The organism is Spongiibacter pelagi (genome assembly GCF_014705705.1).
Lineage (GTDB): Bacteria > Pseudomonadota > Gammaproteobacteria > Pseudomonadales > Spongiibacteraceae > Spongiibacter > Spongiibacter pelagi.
The window spans coordinates 135,806-153,994 of sequence record NZ_JACXLD010000006.1 but is presented as its reverse complement, the minus strand read 5'-3'; the positions used below and the strand labels follow the sequence as shown (position 1 = coordinate 153,994).

Genomic DNA, 18,189 nt, shown 5'->3' with positions numbered 1-18,189 from the left:
AATTATTCCGAGTCAGTTATTTTTTAGGAAATAATTGACCCAACACGGAAAACGGCGACTCGCCACCTTCCTGACTTTCAGTACCCTCTTGTTGTTCCACCTCGGGGTTAAACTCTGCCAATTTTACAGAGCAGTCCGCCTCGGGGTGATAATTAACAAAAGGCGTATTCAAAATCAGCTCATCCTGAACCAGATCGTACAGATTAAGCGGCTCGTCACCCAAGATCACGGGATCAAGGGATTTAGGCAACGCTTTCGCCTGTTCGTCGTTCCAGACAATCGCCAATTCAAAATCAGCTTGGAGATCAACCGGCATCGCTTCGAGACAACGCTGACAAAAAACCTCAACGTTAGAAACGGCTTTTCCAGCTACCCGAAAAAAGCCCTGCTCGTCTCGAAAAAACTGCAGATCAACGTCCACAACCCCGCTATCCGTGGCCAAGCCTTCCACAAATCTTGGCAAGGCTGAAACGGGCACAGCGGCAGAAACTTCACAACCAGCGGTTGCAAATTTCCGCGCTTCCACCATCTTGGGCAGGGGCTGTCTTTGCATAGGCGCGCAATCATAGGGATTTGCCCTCTTTTTGTCAAAGCAAATTCCTGTTTTTTAAACGATTTGCACCCACATTTCGGGGTTCACTGCCCGCCCCATCCCAAAATAGAGGACGCGAGCAAAATGGCGCTAGCCTAAGTCCATCCACCCAGCCAAAATAGCGCCATGAAAAACACAAACCAACCGCTGCCAACACTTATTCTGGCCTCCGGCTCCCGTTACCGGCGGCAACTACTGGAAAAGCTTGGGCTAGAGCCGCTCCAGATCTCCCCAGACATTGACGAACGCGCCCTGAAAAATGAGCAACCCCGTGAAACCGCTCAGCGCCTGAGCTTAGCCAAAGCACAGGCCGTTGCCCAAACCCAACCCAATGCCTTAATTATCGCCAGTGACCAAGTGGCCGAACTTGAGGGAAAAGCCATTGGCAAGCCGGGCACCCAAGAAAATGCCAAGGCGCAGCTACTCGCCAGCTCAGGGAAGACCGTGGTATTCCATACTGGCATCTGCCTGCTTAATAGCAGCGCCAACAGGGTGCAACTAAGCGTTGAAACCTTCAGTGTTCGCTTCAGAACACTGAACCCAGATCAAATTGATCAATATTTACAAAAGGAACAAGTGCTCGATTGCGCCGGCAGTTTTAAATCAGAAGGCCTAGGTATTGCGCTGTTTCAAGCCCTCAATGGCGACGATCCCAACAGCCTGATCGGCCTTCCATTAATACGCCTTATCGATTTCCTGGAAAAAGAGAACTATCCCATTCTCTAAAAAGCGTTAAACCTCGCCGAAATGCCGGCCAAGCACCGGTATTAACTGGGAAAAATGATCAATAACCGAAATCGGCTGCCAGCGCTGCAGGCGTTCAACAGCATGGGCGCCGTAACTCACCCCCACGCTGGGCATGGCCAATCTTGACGCCATTTCCAGATCGTACTCAGTATCCCCCACCATTACCGCCTGCGCGGCAGGCACCCGAAACTCCTCGCACAACTCCCGCAACATAAGCGGATCGGGCTTTGAAGACGTTTCATCAGCACAGCGGGTTGCAGAAAACAGCCGAGCTTCCGGCAAATCACTCAACACCCGGTTAAGGCCGCGCCGACTCTTGCCGGTGGCCACACAAAGAGTATGTCCCGCACCATGCAAGGCTCTCAACCCCTCAGCCACACCCGCAAAGAATTGGCAGGGAACCTGATCCGCCTCAATAAAATGGTGAACATAGGCTTCACGGATGCGTAAACACTCAGCCGGGCTTTGATCGGGGTACAGTTGCTGAATCGCCAAACCCAGTTCAAGACCAATAATATTTTGGACTTCCAGCTCAGTTCGCGGCAGATAGCCACAATCTAATGCCGCTTTCTGCATACATCCGACAATTTTAGCGCTGGAATCCAGCAACGTGCCGTCCCAATCAAATATCAGCAACACCGCCTACTCTCCCTGCTGAGCCGGCAGCTCGATTCGAGTTAAAAATTGCTGCAACTCATCGGGCAACGGCGCTTCTACGCTAATTCGCCGCCCCGAAACCACCAAACTCAGCGAGTGGGCGTGCAAAAACAAACGCCGCAAGCCTAAACCCTTGCTGTGCTTGTTAGCCTCTTCATCGCCGTATTTATCGTCACCCAAAATGGGATAACCCGCCGACTGGCAATGCACCCTAATCTGATGAGTGCGGCCAGTGATGGGCTTGGCCTCAACGAGACTGGCATCCCGATAGCGCTGAAGTAACTGATACTCGGTCAGCGAAAACTTGCCCTCTGGACTAACCCGCACCATGCGCTCGCCGGAACGCAGATGATTTTTCTCCAACGCCACTTTGACCTGACGCTTACGAGCCGGCCACTTACCCGCCACCAGAGCCAGATAGCGCTTATCCACGCCCTGCTTGGCTTTGAGTAATTCGTGAATTTCTTTAAGCACTGAGCGTTTTTTCGCCACCATCACACAGCCGGAAGTATCGCGATCCAAGCGATGCACCAGCTCCAACTGGCGATATTCTGGAAAAACCTGCCGCAACGACTCAATCAAGCCCAAAGACACACCGCTACCGCCATGCACCGCCAAGCCAGAGGGCTTGTTAATGATCAGCAGCCCATCATCCTCATACAACACCGCATCGCGAATGGTCTGTTCCAGCGTCTTAGGTACCGCCACCGTTTCCCGTTCGGCAATTCGCACCGGCGGCACCCGCACCACATCACCAGCAACTAATTTGTAGTCAGGTTTGGCCCTTCCTTTATTTACCCGCACCTCGCCGCGCCGCAAAATATTATAGATTTTGGACTTGGGGACGCCTTTCAGCTCGCGCATCAAAAAATTATCCAGCCGTTGCCCCTCAAATGCCGCATCTACAGCAATCAGCTTCACTTTGGCGTTTACCACCGTCTCCAACTGTCCTGACCTCCCTAAGTCATTGAGCTCGCAATTGATTACTGCTATATTCAGCGCGCAGGTCAGCGCCCCGCTCCCCCGCCTTTGCGGCTTGAGTTGGAATTGGCGAAACCTGCCTGACGACTGATCAGTGCAACACACCGACAGCGTCACGAATTCCCTGCTTATATAAAAGGAAGTAGGGCGCAAAAGATTAATGAAATATTGGTGCCGGCGAATTCTAACGCAGTGCCGGCCTATTAACTATTCGTGCTGCCGCAACTTGCCAGCACCGTGAGTGTGACAGAGCTTCGAAAAGCGACTCCTGAGACCAGCTAAAACAGTATTACCATTGCCCCGCCAAATTTGGCCCGGCGCAATGAATAGATGAGAGTGACGGCCGATCGCCAATCGCGACGCCCGAAAAGGAAACCACGCCAGCGCCCAATGCGACTGGCCAGATAGACCGAATAATGCGCCCAAGCGCCACTAATGACGCCGCAATTAGCGGTCTATCAAGACGCTTAACAAGATGATCCGTCACATGAGCGGAACGGCGAGACCCGCAGCACTGGGAATCTCTAAGCTCATGAAAAGAATGTTGATAAACGCAACTCAACCAGAAGAGTTGCGTGTCGCACTGGTCGATGGCCAGCGGCTCTATGATCTGGACATTGAAAACCGGACTCGCATCCAGAAAAAAGCCAATATCTACAAAGGTAAAATCACCCGCGTAGAACCCAGCCTCGAAGCCGCTTTTGTCGACTTTGGCGCCGAACGTCACGGCTTCCTCCCCCTCAAAGAAATTGCCCGCGAATACTTCTACCGCGCCCCCAACGATGTTCAAGGCCGTGCCAAAATCAAAGATTTGGTCAAAGAAGGCACCGAAGTTATCGTTCAGGTTGAAAAAGAAGAGCGCGGTAATAAAGGCGCAGCCCTCACCACCTTTATCAGCCTCGCCGGCCGTTACATGGTATTGATGCCCAACAACCCTCGCGCCGGTGGCATTTCCCGCCGCATCGAAGGTGACGAACGCTCGGCTCTGCGCGATGCCATGAACGGCCTCGAGCTACCAGACAGCATGGGCGTGATTGTGCGTACCGCGGGCATTGGTCGCAGCTCCGAAGAACTGCAATGGGATCTCGATTACCTGCTGCACCTGTGGTCTGCCATCAAGCAAGCTGGCGAAGAACGCCAAGCGCCAGTACTGATTCTGCAAGAAAGCAACGTCATTATCCGTGCGATTCGCGACTATCTACGCGACGACATTGATCAAGTTTTGATCGACTCCGCCGAGTCTTACAACGAAGCCATGCACTTTGTTGAGCAGGTGATGCCGCACTTCAAAAATAAAGTGCGCCACTATAACGACCCTGTGCCGCTGTTTAATCGCTACCAGATTGAATCCCAAATTGAATCCGCCTTCACCCGTGAAGTGCAACTGCCCTCGGGCGGCTCGATTGTTATCGACCCCACCGAAGCATTGGTGTCTATCGACATCAACTCGGCGCGCGCAACCAAGGGTGGTGATATTGAAGAAACCGCCCTGCAGACCAACCTGGAAGCGGCTGATGAAATTGCCCGTCAACTGCGTCTGCGCGATATCGGCGGTTTGATCGTGGTCGATTTTATCGACATGACCTCACCCAAAAATCAGCGCGAAGTCGAAAACCGTGTCAAAGATGCGATGGGCCCCGACCGCGCCCGCGTGCAAATAGGCCGCATCTCCCGCTTTGGCCTATTGGAAATGTCTCGCCAGCGCCTGCGTCCTTCTCTGGGTGAAACCAGTGCCAAAGTCTGCCCACGCTGTAACGGCCAAGGCACGATTCGCGACACCAAATCATTAGCGCTCTCGATTCTGCGTTTAGTAGAAGAAGAAGCCAATAAAGAGAAAAGCGCCGAGATTCGCGCGATTGTGCCCGTAAATGTGGCCTCTTACCTGCTGAATGAAAAACGCCGCCCAATCAACGATATTGAGCAACGCAGCAGCGTTCGCGTGGTCATCATCCCCAATCCCAATATGGATACCCCGCACTTTGAAGTGCTGCGCCTCCGCGAAGGCGATCTGGGTGAGCAGGAAGAACTGAGCTACAAAATCGCCCTCGAAAACGAGGAAGAAATTGAAGAAAACCTGTCTGCACCTACACCAACCGTCAATCAGGCGGCCGTAGTTCGCACCGCAGCACCGGTTGCAGCAGCACCCGCTCCCGCCGCCGCACCTCAAGCGAAAGCGGACAACCGCAAAGCGACGCAAAATGACAGCGCAGAAGAAGCTGGCTTCTTTGCCAAAATCGGCAAAACCATTGCTAGCTGGTTTACCGGCCCTGAGCCCGAACCCGAAAAACCCGCCCGCAATAATCGTCGCAATAACCAGCAACGTTCTGGCGGCAACAACAATAACCGTAATCGCAATAACCGCAACGGCAATCGCAATAATCGCCGTAACGACTCACGCGATAATCGTATTTCTGACAATCGTTCCTCGGATAACCGCGCCTCAGATAATCGCAACAACGACAACCGGGCAGCGGATAACAAACCCCGCCAGGAAGAGCGCCAAGAACGTAACGACGACAATCGCAGCGAAGGCGGTAATAACCGCAACCGTCGCAACCGCAACCGCCGCAACAATCAAAACCGTTCAAACAACGGCGAAAATCAGGCGCAAAACAATCAGAACGTAGAAACTCAAGACGACAATGCAGATAACCAGCCAAAACGTCGCCCGAGCAACCACAAGCCTCGCGGCCCACAAGAGCGCAAACGCACTCCTGCCCCTGCTGAAGCCCAGGTTGAGCTAGAAAACGACGTTATTGAAAACAAAGCAGCTGAAAACAACACAGCTGAAAACAACACAGCTGAAAACAACGCCGCAGAACGCAGCGAAGTTGCCGCCGAAAGCCAAAATCCTGCGCCCGCTGTGGCAGAAACCAGCCCAGCAGCAGAACAGCTTGAAGCGACAACAGAAGCTGAAATTACAGAATCACAAAGCCCAGCTTCAACTGAAGCCGCTAGCGAGTCTGTAGAAGCCGAAGAAGTGCGCACTCCTGCTGAACCAACAGTAGCCGTTGCCGATGAAACGGCTCCCGCTGAAACTCAAGATGAGCAGCCAGCGAGTGCCGCCAACGACACCGCTGCGCCAGAAGCGAGTAATGATGCGCCAGCTTCGACTCAAGAAGCTCAACAGCCCGTTAAAGTAGAAGCCAGTACAGCCAAAGTTGCTGCAGCCGAAACTAAGATCGAGGCACCTGCGGTAATCAAGCCAGTTAAACCAATTGGCCGCGCAGCTAACGATCCTCGCGAAGCTCCACGTCCGGTTGGCGCGATTGAAATCACCACCAATCGCCCAATGCCACCAGCACTGGACGCAAGCCTGATGGCTCAGCCAGACCCCAACCGTCCGGTACTGCCTCGCGCAGCCAATGATCCGCGTAATTAATTGCGCAAGTGAAAATTCAAAGCCCGGTTAAGCCGGGCTTTTTTTCGCTAAGAAAAAAGATATTTCAGCAATTTCATCGGCACTTCTTGCGTCAGAGAATTTCGTAGGTATAATTGCCGGCTTCTGCGGTGGGGTGGCTGAGTGGTCGAAAGCGGCGGTCTTGAAAACCGTTGAACCTCGCGGTTCCTAGGGTTCGAATCCCTACCCCACCGCCATTTCTTTTCTTCCCCAAATCTCCTGTTCAAACTTATTTGTTAACAACAATTTCTGTTGGCGAATTTCTATGCTTCTGCGTAAACCCTAAAAAATTTCAGACGAAAAAAAAGCGCTGCCCGCAAGCAACGCTTTGTTTATATTTTCTAAAACCGCAGGGAAGATTAAAGAAGCTCCAGATTTAGAAGCGTCCTTCATTCGCCAGCAGAACTTGCGAAGCGCCATCAAGACTTGCCTCACAAGCAGAGCGTGCTGCTTCAATTTTATTGTCGAAGCACTGACCACCAGTTCTAGATTCAACACACCAGGTTTTCTCATCGGGTGCACGACTCACTACAGGAATTGCACGGGTCGTACATTTCACTTGGTAGCGAGAGTATTTTTCACCCTCTGCGGTGTATTTATAGGAATGCAGCTTCAATGAAAGCGGATCCTGTTGAATTAATGGAATGGTACGCCCCTCTCCCCGATCGGGGTATTTCAGAGGAATATAGTAATTCCTTTGGCAGGCGCAGCGAGGCTAACCATGAAAAAAGCAGCAGGAGTTCCATCAATCACCGTTATCGGTATTGATATTAGTAAATCGTCGTTTCAACTGTTTGGTGTTGATGAGCGCGGTAATCCGAAGCTGGACAAGGTGCTTAATCGCAATCGGTTCAAAGAGTTTTTTACTAACCTACAGCCCTGCATTATTGGCATGGAAGCGTGCGCCGGTGCCCACTACTGGAGCCGCTACTTGCAGGCTCATGGACACCAGGTAAAGTTGATAGCACCGCAATTCGTAAAGCCCTTCGTCAAATCCAATAAGAACGATCGAGCGGATGCCGAGGCTATTTGTGAAGCAGTACAACGTCCAACAATGCGCTTCGTATCTGCCAAGACTGTTGAGCAGCAAGATATTCAAAGTCTCCATCGAATTCGCAGTCAAGTAGTAGCGAATCGAACAGCCCTAGTGAACCAAATTCGAGGTCTTCTTCTGGAATACGGGGTTGATATGCCGAATGGCATCAGGCGTGCACGTGTACAAATACCCTTGGTATTGGAAGATGCGGAAAATGGTTTAACAGGAAGGTTTCGTAATTGGCTTGCGCAGCTTTACAGTGAATTGGTTCATTTGGACGAGCGAGTTTCCGGTCTCGACTCGGAGATAGAGCAGATTGCAGCGTCGGAGGAGGATGCCAAACGTCTTATGAGCATTCCTGGAATCGGCCCAATGTGTTCAACCGCTCTGATTGCGGCAATAGGCGATATTCGAAATTTCAAGAATGGACGAGAGCTTTCTGCTTGGCTTGGTCTTGTTCCAAGGCAGTGCTCAACCGGTGGAAAGCCGCGACTGCTTGGCATCAGCAAACGAGGCGATGTTTATCTCCGTCAACTACTGGTTCATGGTGCTCGTTCTGTCGTGCAACGGGTAGATGGGAAATCCGACCCAAGAAGCCGCTGGCTTCAAGAGTTACTAAAACGCAGAAACAAGAATGTTGCCATCGTGGCGCTGGCAAACAAGATGGTGCGTACAGCCTACGCGCTGCTAGCCAAGAAGATAGAGTATAGGCAGGATCTTGCATTACCGACCACATGACAAAATTTATGAACTACTGATGTCACTCATCGTAATTCAAAGATAGGAGACTCCCCGCCGACGAGTTGCTAAGAGTAAAATCAGCGTGATGGCATGAAAGGTGAAGCCTGCGCCTCTGGAATCCTGTTTGGATGCAGGACTATTCAGAAAGCCGATGAATTGATAAGGATTGAGGCGCGCGTATTCCATCAGGGCCCGAAGGCGATCTTCATATGAGTACATGGACTACCTCCAAAGTAGTCCAAGATTTTGTCCGCACCCTCGGGACTTCGGTGACGATGAAAGATGTTGCTGAGGCGACTGGAATTCATCCCGTTACATTGTCGAAGATTGGTAAAAACCGGGGCTACAATCCGTCGTTAGATATCGTAGATCGACTTTGTGAGTATTTTGATTGCGAGGTAAGTGACCTTTTGGTTCGCGTCAGGAATGACGTGACAAGCACAAGCTAACGGGTCACTTTTGGATAAAAATTTAGGCTCGAGGAAAGGCTGTTTGGCACGGATCTGTCACAGATTCGTCACGGCGCCTTTTTACAGGCGAAAAAAAAGCGCTGCCCGATTGCAACGCTTTGATTTCTAAATCATTAAATGGTGGGTCGTGAAGGATTCGAACCTTCGACCAATTGGTTAAAAGCCAACTGCTCTACCACTGAGCTAACGACCCCCAGCGAATGAGCTGCATATCATACGGATTTATAAGCAAAAGACAACCAAAAATATCGAAAAAATATAAGTTTTATTACGGTTAAATTTCGAACAGCGCTTTGCGTATTTTTTAAGCAAATTAGCGACTTACTTGCTGAAAGTGAAATTCTCGGCTGCCGCTGTAATATCCCGCAAGTCTTGCTTCTTATTTATGTGTTTAAACTTTTCCAAGTGCATTAAAAAGCCGTTATATAAGGCGAATAATCGTTTTCTTCCTATGAAACTGCCAGTATGATTTCTGTCTAATAATGCTGTAAAAACACTTAACTACACTTCTTTAAACAGGAGCCCGCTATGCGCGACCCAATGCAAGAGACTTCGATTTTACAGGCCGGCAGCGCCTCGGAATCGGCTCTGCAGACTAATAAAGTTCTTCGCAATACCTATATGTTGCTGGGTCTTACCCTTGTCAACAGCGCAATTTGTGCCGGTATTGCCATGGCCATGAACCTCGGCCACGGCGCTGCATTGGTAATGATGATTTTGGGCTTTGTTATGCTGTTTGTGGTGAACGCCACCGCTGACTCAGGCAAAGGCATTGGCGCAATCTTTGTATTTACCGCGCTTATGGGTGCCTCTATCGGCCCCATGCTTAACGCTTACCTTGCTCTACCCAACGGCGGCGAGCTGGTTATGCAAGCCCTTGGCGGCACCGCATTGGTATTCTTCGGACTGTCTGGCTACGCGCTGACCACGCGCAAAGATTTCTCCTTCCTCGGTGGCTTCCTAATGGTTGGCCTGCTGGTAATTGTGGTTGGTAGCTTGGCTAATATGTTCTTCCAAGTGCCGGCGGCCTCTCTGGCAATTTCAGCGGCAGCGGTTTTTATCATGTCCGGCCTGATTCTGTTTGATACCAGCCGCATTATTCACGGTGGAGAAACCAACTACATCCGCGCAACTGTGGCGCTGTACTTGGATATCTACAATCTGTTTGTTCACCTGCTGAGCCTGCTCGGCGTATTCGGCAGCGACGACTAAGCCCTCTGAGCTAGCTTGCGATGGTGCTACCGTCGCAAGCGCTTTCCCTCTTTCAGTGAAACTTCAATACGCGATCCTCGTCACCTCTTCCCAAGCGGCGCAAACGGCCTACGACTTTGCCCAAGCCTTAAATGAAGCCGGGCACAGTATTTACCGGGTATTTTTCCTCGGTGAAGGAGTCACAATGGGTCACCGTGAAAACACCAGCGCGCTACTGCCCCAGTGGCAAGCATTCCAGCAACAACAGAGTCTCGATCTGGTGCTCTGCTCAAGCAGTGCCAACAAATTCGGGGTACGGGATCAGCGCGAAGCCAAGCGACAAAACCTGCCTGAAACCCTTGCGGATACATTCTGCATAAGTGGATTGGGGCAATGGTTGGACGCTTGCGAAAACGCAGACCGCATTATCCGGTTCGATGTTTAAGCCATGCAGCAGCTTTACCTGATCAGTCGCCCAGCCGATGACCCGATAATGAAGCCGGTCATCGATATGATTTTTAGCGCCGTTGCTTTTGGCTATGCCCCCACTCTGGTCTGTATCGGACGGGGCTGCGACCTTCTCAATGCCGAAAATGAAGCAAGCGGTATTCAAACGCTCAGTGATTTTGGTGATTATCAGCTCTACTATTTGGATAACGTGGAACCTACGCCCCCAATAAACCAAGGAGCCAGTGCGATTACCACAACCGAGCTGCAAGCACTGATTAATCAGCACTCCTGTGTACAGAGCTTTTAATGACACTGCACTTACTACAACAGCCTGAAAGCCTAACGCGTGCCGCTGCACTGATTGCCGAATCAGATAGCGTTGTTTTTATGCACGAAAAGCTACTCCTTGCCAACGATGTTCAGCTGCCTACTGCGGCAAACTACTTTGCTCTGAATCCAGTAAACACAGACGCCTTACCCAGCCATATCAAAGCCATCGACTACCCTGAGCTTGTTTCGCTGACTAGCCAACACGCGCACTGCTTAAGCTGGTAAAATTCGCGACTCCAACCGCGTTTTATATAGAGATCAGCACGAGTGAATAGCGCCCAAGAACACCCCTTTGCCCAATACGTTCGCATTCTTGGAAAAGGTAAAACCGGCTCTCGCTCCTTAGAACAGAACGAAGCCCGCGATGCTATGGGTATGATTCTGCGGGGAGAAGTCGAAGATGTGCAGCTAGGCGCTTTTTTAATGCTGTTACGCGTCAAAGAAGAAAGCAGCGCCGAACTCGCCGGCTTTGTACAGGCGGTGCGCGACGAGCTTAAACTGCCTTCCATCGCCATTGATCTGGATTGGGCCAGCTATGCCGGCAAGCGCCGCCAACAGGCTTGGTATTTACTGGCTGCGCTGGCACTGGCAGATAGCGGAATTAAAACCCTGATGCACGGCGCATGTGGCCATACCGCCGGCCGGGTATACAGCGAAACCTTACTTGCTCAATTAGGCGAAGCGCCCGTCAGTGATATCGATCAACTCGAAACCACACTGAATGCCCGCAACTTTGCTTTTTTACCGCTCCAGCAGTTCAGTCCGGTTTTGCAGCGTATTATGGATTTGCGCAACCAGTTTGGATTACGCTCCCCGGTACACACCCTATCACGGCTGATTAATCCTCTCGCAGCCGAATATTCTGTGCAGAGTATTTTTCACCCCGCCTATGCCGACAGCCACCAACACGCTGCCCATTTGCTCGGGCAAAAACACGCTGCCGTCTTCAAAGGTGAAGCGGGTGAAGCCGAACGCAAACCCGAAGCCAACTGCAAAGTAAAATACCTGCATAACGGTCAGCTCAGCGAGGTTGAATGGCCGCGCATGTTAGAAGGCCGCCAAGCATGGCAGGAAGATCTAAACCCCCAGGTTCTACTCGACGCATGGCAGCACGACCGCATGGATGAATACGGACGTCTCGCCATTCTCGGCAGCATGGCCATTGCCCTGCAACTACGCAATGCGGATCTTAGTTGCGAGCAAGCCTTGGCAGAAGCCGAACAGCACTGGCAGCAACGCGACCGCCAGCGCCTACAAGCCCAATTTTAAACAGGATTCACTGTGAGTTTCCAAGCTATAGACCCCAGTCAGTACGAGCTGCTACTGGCTGAAAAATCCCAGCGCATTACCGAACTGTTTGCCGACACCACCTCGCTAAGCCCCGAGGTTTTTCGCTCGCCAACGAGTCACTATCGCATGCGCGCTGAATTTCGTATCTGGCACCAAGACGACGATTTGTTCTACGCCATGTTCGACCCAGCCGAGCCAAAAGAACCCGTTCGTATTGACGATTTCCCGGTAGCCAGCGAACAAATTTGTTCTGCAATGCCAAAACTGCTCGATGGGCTGCGAGACGCCCCTGCCCTGCGAAACCGCTTATTCCAAGTGGAGTTTCTCAGCACTTTAAGCGGCGAGTTATTAGTCACCCTGATCTATCACCGCAAACTGGGCCCAGAATGGCAACAGGCCGCAACCGAGCTCTGCGAGCAACTCGATATTGAAATAATCGGCCGCAGCCGTGGACAAAAAGTGGTGCTGCAACGCGACTATGTTCAAGAAGCGCTGCCAGTAGGCGAGCAGGTTTTTCATTACCGGCAATATGAAGGTGGCTTTAGCCAACCGAATGCCACCGTTAACAGCGCCATGATTCAGTGGGCGATGGCCAGAGCGAGCCAAGCCCCAGAGCGCGATCTCTTGGAGCTGTATTGCGGCAATGGCAATTTCACCATTCCACTAGCGGGATGTTGCCGCCGCGTGCTGGCTACAGAAATTTCCAAAACCTCGGTAAAAGCTGCGCGAGAAAATTTTGAACTGAACAACGTTCACAATGCGGAAATTGCCCGCATGTCCAGCGAGGACTTTACCGCTGCCCTGCAGGGAGAGAGAGAATTCCGGCGGCTGGAAGGCATTGATCTTGCCAGTTACGATCTGGGCACGGTGTTGGTCGACCCACCCCGCGCGGGCCTTGATGAAGCCACCTGTGAATTAATCAGCGGCTTCGACAATATTATTTATATCTCTTGCAACCCCCACACCCTGCACCGCGATTTGCAGCAGCTTTGCAAAAGTCACGCGTTAACGCATTTCGCGCTCTTCGACCAGTTTCCCTACACTGAGCATATGGAATGTGGGGTATTTTTGCAGCGGGCTAATTTTGCGACGGAATAAGTGATGAAAGATGCGTTGACGGAATCAGAGCTTCAGCAAGCCTTGAAGGGTCTGCCCCAATGGCAGCAGATCGATAACCAACTGTACCGGCAATTCCGTTTCAAAAACTTTGCCGAGGCGTTTGCGTTTATGACTCAAGTCGCCGAACACGCTGAAGCCATGAACCACCATCCGGATTGGTCAAACAGCTATAACAAAGTGGATATTTACTTGAGCAGCCACGACATTGGCAAATTGAGTCAGCGAGACATTGCCCTTGCGGCAGCAATTGATTTAATAAAAATCGACGTTGAGATCCGCTAACCTTCGCCCCAACACATCGTCCAATTGCGGCAGTTCGTCGCTGTGCACATCCACCACATGCAAACCGTGTTGCGCATACACTGATTGACGCTCAAGGCGTTTTGATAAGGCCGAGGGGGTTTCCTGCCCACCCCAACACTCTATAAAGATATGCCAGTCTGGCAAATAGAAATCCGCTCTTAGCTCTTGTTCAAGGGGCAATAAAGCATTTTTGGCGTAGCGCAGCCCCGCGAGATAAAGCCACTGAGCCAACTGCCAGCGCACCTGACAATAATAGGTGTGGCCATCCAAGCCCTGAAAACTGACTGGCGCTTTGGCTTGCTCGGCAAATAAATCATCGCCAAGCGCCGTTTCACTCGTATTAGCCTCAACCAGTTCAAGAGGTTTGCTGGCCTGAGATAAGCGAATCAGGCCGGGGTGTTCCGCAAAAGACTCCGGCCACAGCAAATGGGTCATGCCGCTGTCTTGACTCAATACCGATTGCGCGCCCAACTCAAGGCCCAGCGGAGTCGGCCGCCAACCTTGACCGGCACGCACCATGACTCCCATAGCTAACAGCAAGCGATTCACCTGCCGAGAACTGATCCCCAACTCCCGGCCCAAGGCAGAAGATGAGAGCATCTGGATATGTTCCAACGCTTGTAACAGAGGGTGCTCCAACAGGGTTTTCGGCCAGACGATATAGCGTCCATAGCGTTTGCTATTCACATAGCGACCACCTTCAAATTCCCCCTTTCCGGTCAGTGCCCAGCCGTCTTCCAGTTTGGAAATCCAGCCATAATCCTGCAGCGTGCTAAACAACTGCTGCAGGGGCAGGCCCAGCTCACGCGCCAGCGCCGAGGTAGAGAGATTATCGAAGGCCTGACTCATCGCACTTAACCGGGATAACGCTCAGACAAGCCGCGATAGACTTGATCGGCAAAGTCCTCAGCCTCGCTGTTCAGCTCTGCCAGAATCGCCATCAGGTGCACATTATCTTCTTCGCCACCCCAAATCTTAATGTAGGAGCCATCCTTATAGCCGTTATCCTGACGGAAGAAGTTCAACACATTTTTGCCAATATAACGGCGGTAAAGGGTGTCGAAATCCAGTTGCGCCGCTTGCATCAGATTCCAGAACAGTGGCACAGAGAAGGATCGAGTTTGTAGGGAATAACCAGCCAAGGCCTCGGTCGCCAGTAGAACGTTTGGGCTTGAGTCTAAAGCAGCCGCTTCCAACGCCGCCACAATTTCATCGGCAATCACTGCGGTGGACACACCGGGACGAAACAAGGCACTCATGCCAAAATGCCAGATATCAATAACTTCTAGCTGCACCTGCTCCAGATCGTGCTCTTGCTTCTTCCACCACTTGTAGCCGTAGTGATCCATCAGCTCGGCACATTCAATCCAGGCGGCCCGATACCATTCATAACCCTGCTCAATCCACTGGGGATGAACCTTGGTATTCATCCGGTCTTGAAGGTCCAGCATGGTAATAAAGGCCTGGCGCTGCTTGGCTGTAAACACGTTCCGCTCCTGAAATGGCAAAACGCTAATCATACGCAAGCGACCCGCCGCAGGCGAGTCTGAAAAGCAGGCAATAAGGGAGGAAAATCAGGCTTCGGAATCAGTGGCTTCGCAAGCCAGATTCATCAGGTAAGACATACGCTCAGAATTGACCGCATGGCGGTGATCTTCTGCAATGCAACGGCGAATCACACCGGGCAGTTGGGCTTCGAAGTTTCCCGCATAGACAATGCGCCGCTGTTCTGGCCAGATACAAATACTTGAGGTTGGCCCGTGTAGGGTATAGCGCTCAAGGCGGGCATTTTTTTGCGGGCGAAAACCTAACATTAGGCACAATCTCTATCGCGAAATACCGCCGCACTTTCCATAGATTGGCCAGAGGCAAAATCCAGAACAGGAAGTACGCGGCCTTTCAGGAAACACTCAACAACATCGTCTGGCAGCTCAGGCAGACAAACGAGATTTTGTGGCATATCGCCCTTGGGAAAGAAAATCAGCAGGTCATACTCGGCATTGCGACCCAAACCCGTCTCTCTTAGTTCGCAACGCGCACCCGAAATATCCTCGGGGAAGACGCGATCCACGCCTAAATGCCCCACAGACATATCTGAGTTGTAGCCGACCAAATAACTGGCTATCAGCATTACCGGACTCCCACCAAGCCTTCTAAGATTACAAGGGAATCTTGCCTGCGAAGTGGGTTTTCTAAAATCCGTTAATTTACCTATCTGACTGAGTAGGCGGGAAAATTACCAAAATTGTAGCGGCGAATTTATTGGCGGGCCGCGCGGCGGTTTGCCGCACTCATATTCACATTGGAGCTACGCCACGGGTTGATATCCAGCCCACCTCTACGCAGATAGCGAGCATACACCGTAAGCGACTCCGGCGCGCACTGGCGCTGGATATCACAGAAAATCTGCTCCACGCACTGCTCGTGAAAATCATCCTGACGGCGGAAAGAAATCAGATAGGCCAATAGACCAAAGTGATCAATTTTTGACCCTGAATAGGAAATATAGATGCTCGCCCAATCTGGCTGGCCGGTCACCGGACAACGGGAGCGCAATAAATGGCTATAAACCTGCTCGCTTACCGCCTGCTCCTGCTCACAATTCAGTAAATTCGCATTAGGTTGATAATCTGAGGGAGCAATATCCAGATCATCCAGGCACACCCCTTCGTCCACGGCGACCGCAAATTCAGCAGGCCACTGCCCCGGGCGGTGCAGCACAATCTCAAGCTCTGCCCCACAGGCGGCGCTGAGGTCTTTTTTAAGCGTAGCCAATAAGGCCGACGCCGACGCCATACGGGTCTGGTTGAACGAATTCAGATAGAGCTTGAAGGATTTTGATTCGACGATATTGGGCGAATCCGCCGGAAAGCGAAATTCACCAATGGCGACCTCGGGCTTGCCCTTGGCATTCAGCCACGACAATTCCCAGGCATTCCAAATATCCACACCCGCGAATGGCAGCTCGCCACTTAAGCCGAGTTGATCGCGCCCAGCCTTGCGGGCAATAGGATGCAGCAACTCAGGCGCATATTGGTCGAGATATTCTACCGACTCGCCCAGCGGGCCGTGATTTGGCAACTCACTCATTGCAATAACTTACTGGCGCAGGCGCTTGCCGGTGTTCAACAGATACAGGCAGTAGCCATAGGCGGCCAAGGTGAACAAGCCCACCATGCCAAAGGCGAGGCCGACACTGACGTCAGACACGCCCAGCAAGCCGTAGCGGAAGGCATTAACGATATAGAGCATGGGGTTTAACTGAGAAACCTTGGCCCAAAACTCCGGCAGCAGATCAATCGAGTAAAACACCCCGCCCAAGTAGGTCAGTGGCGTTAGTACAAAGGTTGGCACAATCGACACATCGTCAAAGTTATTGGCGTAAACCGCATTAATAAAGCCAGCCAGCGAGAACATAATGGAGGTCAGCAGCACAATGCCAATCGTCACCGCCACATGCTGTACCTGCAATTTGGTAAAGAACAGTGATAGCAGGGTCACAATCAAGCCGACCAACAAGCCTCGCGCCACACCACCAATCACATAACCCCACAGCACAATGCTATTGCTCATGGGCGAAACCAGAATTTCTTCCACAAAGCGTTGGAATTTGGCGCCAAAAAAGGAGGACACCACATTGGAATAGGCATTGGTCACCACCGACATCATAATCAGGCCCGGCACCACAAATTCCATATAGGTAAAGCCGCCCATATCGCCAATACGCGAGCCGATAAGGGTGCCAAAAATAATAAAATACAGCGACATCGTGATCGCAGGGGGCAAAAGGGTTTGCATCCAAATCCGCAAAAACCGGCGAATTTCTTTGCGTACCAGTGTTGAGAAGGCAATCCACTGCTGTTGGTAATTCATTCCGCTATCCTCACTTCTTCGCCAGCAGACTGACAAACAATTCTTCAAGGCGATTGGCCTTGTTACGCATACTGGCCACTTCCACTCCCTGCTCGGTCAGCGCTGTGAAAATAGCGTTAAGTGAATCTCCCCGCTCCACCGCCACTTCAACACAGTGCGCATCCATACGACTGGAATCAAAACCCGGTAAGCTAAAATCTTCTGGCAACTCATTAACGCAATCGAATACAAACACCTCCCGGTGCAACTGCTTCAACAGCGCCTTCATGCTGGTGTTCTCAACAATCTTACCGGCATCGATAATGGCGATATTGCGGCACAGACTTTCCGCCTCTTCCAAATAATGGGTAGTCAGAATAATGGTGGTGCCGCTGCGATTAATTTCCGTCAGGAACTGCCACATAGAGCGGCGCAGTTCGATATCAACCCCCGCCGTGGGCTCATCCAAAATCAACAAGCGCGGTTCGTGAATCAGCGCGCGGGCAATCATCAAACGGCGCTTCATACCGCCAGAGAGCATCCGCGAAGCGACAAAGCGCTTGTCCCACAAATCTAACTGGCGCAGGTATTTTTCTGCGCGCTGTTCTGCTTCTTTTCGAGGTAGGCCGTAATATCCCGCCTGATTGACCACGATGTCCCACACCGCTTCAAAGTTGGAAAAGTTAAATTCCTGGGGCACTAACCCAATTTGCTGTTTGGCCTGTGCCAGTTGCTTATCCAGCGAATAGCCAAATACGCTGACATCCCCGGAGGTTTTTTTCACCAGCGAAGAAACAATGCCGATAGTGGTGGACTTGCCCGCTCCATTGGGCCCAAGCAGGGCAAAGAAATCGCCCTCTTTAACCACTAGGTCGATGCCTTTTAGAGCCTCAAAGCCGTTATCGTAGACTTTTTTTAATCCGCTGATTTCCAGTGCGTGGGTCATTGCGCTTGTCGCTTTTGAGAGAATTGAAGAAATGCCATAAAAATTGAAGAACGCATTTTGCCACGTCAGCAAGATCGAATACAC

At 51.5% G+C, this 18,189-nt stretch carries 22 protein-coding genes and 2 tRNA genes; 12 read left to right on the top strand and 12 right to left on the bottom strand.

Annotation, left to right across the window (positions count from 1 at the left end; translation table 11 throughout):
* Positions 1–16: 16 nt before the first annotated feature.
* Positions 17–553: a YceD family protein gene (locus tag IB286_RS11680; protein ID WP_190765728.1), complete on the bottom strand. Its 537-nt coding sequence runs from the start codon at positions 551–553 to the stop codon at positions 17–19.
* A 165-nt stretch (positions 554–718) separates the two neighbouring features.
* On the opposite strand from IB286_RS11680, the gene IB286_RS11675 reads away from it, so the two are divergent.
* Entirely contained in the window at positions 719–1,318 is a 600-nt protein-coding gene (locus IB286_RS11675; protein WP_190765726.1) for a Maf family protein, read from the top strand.
* Positions 1,319–1,324: 6 nt separating this feature from the next.
* Here IB286_RS11675 and IB286_RS11670 read toward each other — a convergent pair whose 3' ends face one another.
* Complete coding sequence (locus IB286_RS11670; RefSeq protein WP_190765724.1) at positions 1,325–1,978, bottom strand: HAD family hydrolase; 654 nt, start codon at positions 1,976–1,978, stop codon at positions 1,325–1,327.
* 3 nt (positions 1,979–1,981) lie between these two features.
* Positions 1,982–2,932 carry a 23S rRNA pseudouridine(955/2504/2580) synthase RluC gene (gene rluC / locus IB286_RS11665; RefSeq protein WP_317889750.1) on the bottom strand — a complete coding sequence of 317 codons (951 nt, stop codon included), beginning with the start codon at positions 2,930–2,932 and terminating at the stop codon, positions 1,982–1,984.
* Positions 2,933–3,509: 577 nt separating this feature from the next.
* Here rluC and rne point away from each other — a divergent pair.
* On the top strand, positions 3,510–6,359 hold the full coding sequence (rne, locus tag IB286_RS11660) for a ribonuclease E (RefSeq protein WP_190765720.1): 2,850 nt from the start codon (positions 3,510–3,512) through the stop codon (positions 6,357–6,359).
* A gap of 127 nt (positions 6,360–6,486) precedes the next feature.
* A tRNA-Ser gene (locus IB286_RS11655) sits at positions 6,487–6,574 on the top strand.
* Positions 6,575–6,753: 179 nt separating this feature from the next.
* On the opposite strand, the gene IB286_RS11650 is transcribed toward IB286_RS11655, so the two are convergent.
* Positions 6,754–6,993 (bottom strand): hypothetical protein, encoded by a 240-nt coding sequence (locus tag IB286_RS11650; protein WP_190765718.1) that lies wholly within the window; start codon positions 6,991–6,993, stop codon positions 6,754–6,756.
* Between the two features lie 105 nt (positions 6,994–7,098).
* Between IB286_RS11650 and IB286_RS11645 the strand changes: the two genes are divergently transcribed.
* Entirely contained in the window at positions 7,099–8,151 is a 1,053-nt protein-coding gene (locus IB286_RS11645) for an IS110 family RNA-guided transposase (protein ID WP_190765716.1), read from the top strand.
* 212 nt (positions 8,152–8,363) lie between these two features.
* Positions 8,364–8,603, top strand: a complete 240-nt coding sequence (locus IB286_RS15810) for a helix-turn-helix domain-containing protein (protein WP_190765714.1) — start codon at positions 8,364–8,366, stop codon at positions 8,601–8,603.
* 139 nt (positions 8,604–8,742) lie between these two features.
* Here IB286_RS15810 and IB286_RS11635 read toward each other — a convergent pair.
* Positions 8,743–8,817: transfer RNA gene (locus IB286_RS11635), tRNA-Lys, on the bottom strand.
* Between the two features lie 347 nt (positions 8,818–9,164).
* Between IB286_RS11635 and IB286_RS11630 the strand changes: the two genes are divergently transcribed.
* The 7 genes from IB286_RS11630 to IB286_RS11600 are packed head-to-tail and all read left to right on the top strand — an operon-like array spanning position 9,165 to position 13,286.
* Positions 9,165–9,836, top strand: a complete 672-nt coding sequence (locus tag IB286_RS11630; protein ID WP_190765798.1) for a Bax inhibitor-1/YccA family protein — start codon at positions 9,165–9,167, stop codon at positions 9,834–9,836.
* Positions 9,837–9,891: 55 nt separating this feature from the next.
* On the top strand, positions 9,892–10,260 hold the full coding sequence (tusD, locus tag IB286_RS11625) for a sulfurtransferase complex subunit TusD (protein WP_190765711.1): 369 nt from the start codon (positions 9,892–9,894) through the stop codon (positions 10,258–10,260).
* 3 nt (positions 10,261–10,263) lie between these two features.
* Complete coding sequence (locus tag IB286_RS11620) at positions 10,264–10,572, top strand: hypothetical protein (RefSeq protein WP_190765709.1); 309 nt, start codon at positions 10,264–10,266, stop codon at positions 10,570–10,572.
* Entirely contained in the window at positions 10,572–10,820 is a 249-nt protein-coding gene (locus IB286_RS11615; protein WP_190765708.1) for a hypothetical protein, read from the top strand. Before IB286_RS11620 ends, IB286_RS11615 begins: the two co-directional genes overlap by 1 nt.
* A 42-nt stretch (positions 10,821–10,862) precedes the next feature.
* Complete coding sequence (locus IB286_RS11610) at positions 10,863–11,864, top strand: glycosyl transferase family protein (RefSeq protein ID WP_190765706.1); 1,002 nt, start codon at positions 10,863–10,865, stop codon at positions 11,862–11,864.
* A 12-nt stretch (positions 11,865–11,876) separates the two neighbouring features.
* A complete protein-coding gene (gene trmA, locus IB286_RS11605) occupies positions 11,877–12,983 on the top strand; it encodes a tRNA (uridine(54)-C5)-methyltransferase TrmA (RefSeq protein ID WP_190765704.1) in 1,107 nt (368 codons plus the stop codon).
* 3 nt (positions 12,984–12,986) lie between these two features.
* Positions 12,987–13,286: a 4a-hydroxytetrahydrobiopterin dehydratase gene (locus IB286_RS11600; protein ID WP_190765701.1), complete on the top strand. Its 300-nt coding sequence runs from the start codon at positions 12,987–12,989 to the stop codon at positions 13,284–13,286.
* On the opposite strand, the gene IB286_RS11595 is transcribed toward IB286_RS11600, so the two are convergent.
* The 7 genes from IB286_RS11595 to IB286_RS11565 all read right to left on the bottom strand — a co-directional run bounded on the left by IB286_RS11595 (position 13,257) and on the right by IB286_RS11565 (position 18,105).
* Entirely contained in the window at positions 13,257–14,156 is a 900-nt protein-coding gene (locus IB286_RS11595; protein WP_190765699.1) for a hypothetical protein, read from the bottom strand. The genes IB286_RS11600 and IB286_RS11595 overlap by 30 nt on opposite strands.
* A 5-nt stretch (positions 14,157–14,161) precedes the next feature.
* Entirely contained in the window at positions 14,162–14,758 is a 597-nt protein-coding gene (locus IB286_RS11590; RefSeq protein ID WP_190765796.1) for a dUTP diphosphatase, read from the bottom strand.
* 123 nt (positions 14,759–14,881) lie between these two features.
* A complete protein-coding gene (locus IB286_RS11585) occupies positions 14,882–15,121 on the bottom strand; it encodes a hypothetical protein (protein WP_190765697.1) in 240 nt (79 codons plus the stop codon).
* Positions 15,121–15,438 (bottom strand): hypothetical protein, encoded by a 318-nt coding sequence (locus tag IB286_RS11580; protein WP_190765696.1) that lies wholly within the window; start codon positions 15,436–15,438, stop codon positions 15,121–15,123. The genes IB286_RS11585 and IB286_RS11580 overlap by 1 nt, the downstream gene beginning before the upstream one ends.
* A gap of 128 nt (positions 15,439–15,566) precedes the next feature.
* A complete protein-coding gene (gene queF, locus IB286_RS11575; RefSeq protein ID WP_190765695.1) occupies positions 15,567–16,397 on the bottom strand; it encodes an NADPH-dependent 7-cyano-7-deazaguanine reductase QueF in 831 nt (276 codons plus the stop codon).
* Between the two features lie 9 nt (positions 16,398–16,406).
* A complete protein-coding gene (locus IB286_RS11570; protein WP_190765694.1) occupies positions 16,407–17,180 on the bottom strand; it encodes an ABC transporter permease in 774 nt (257 codons plus the stop codon).
* Between the two features lie 10 nt (positions 17,181–17,190).
* Positions 17,191–18,105 (bottom strand): ABC transporter ATP-binding protein, encoded by a 915-nt coding sequence (locus IB286_RS11565; protein ID WP_190765693.1) that lies wholly within the window; start codon positions 18,103–18,105, stop codon positions 17,191–17,193.
* Between the last annotated feature and the right edge of the window lie 84 nt (positions 18,106–18,189).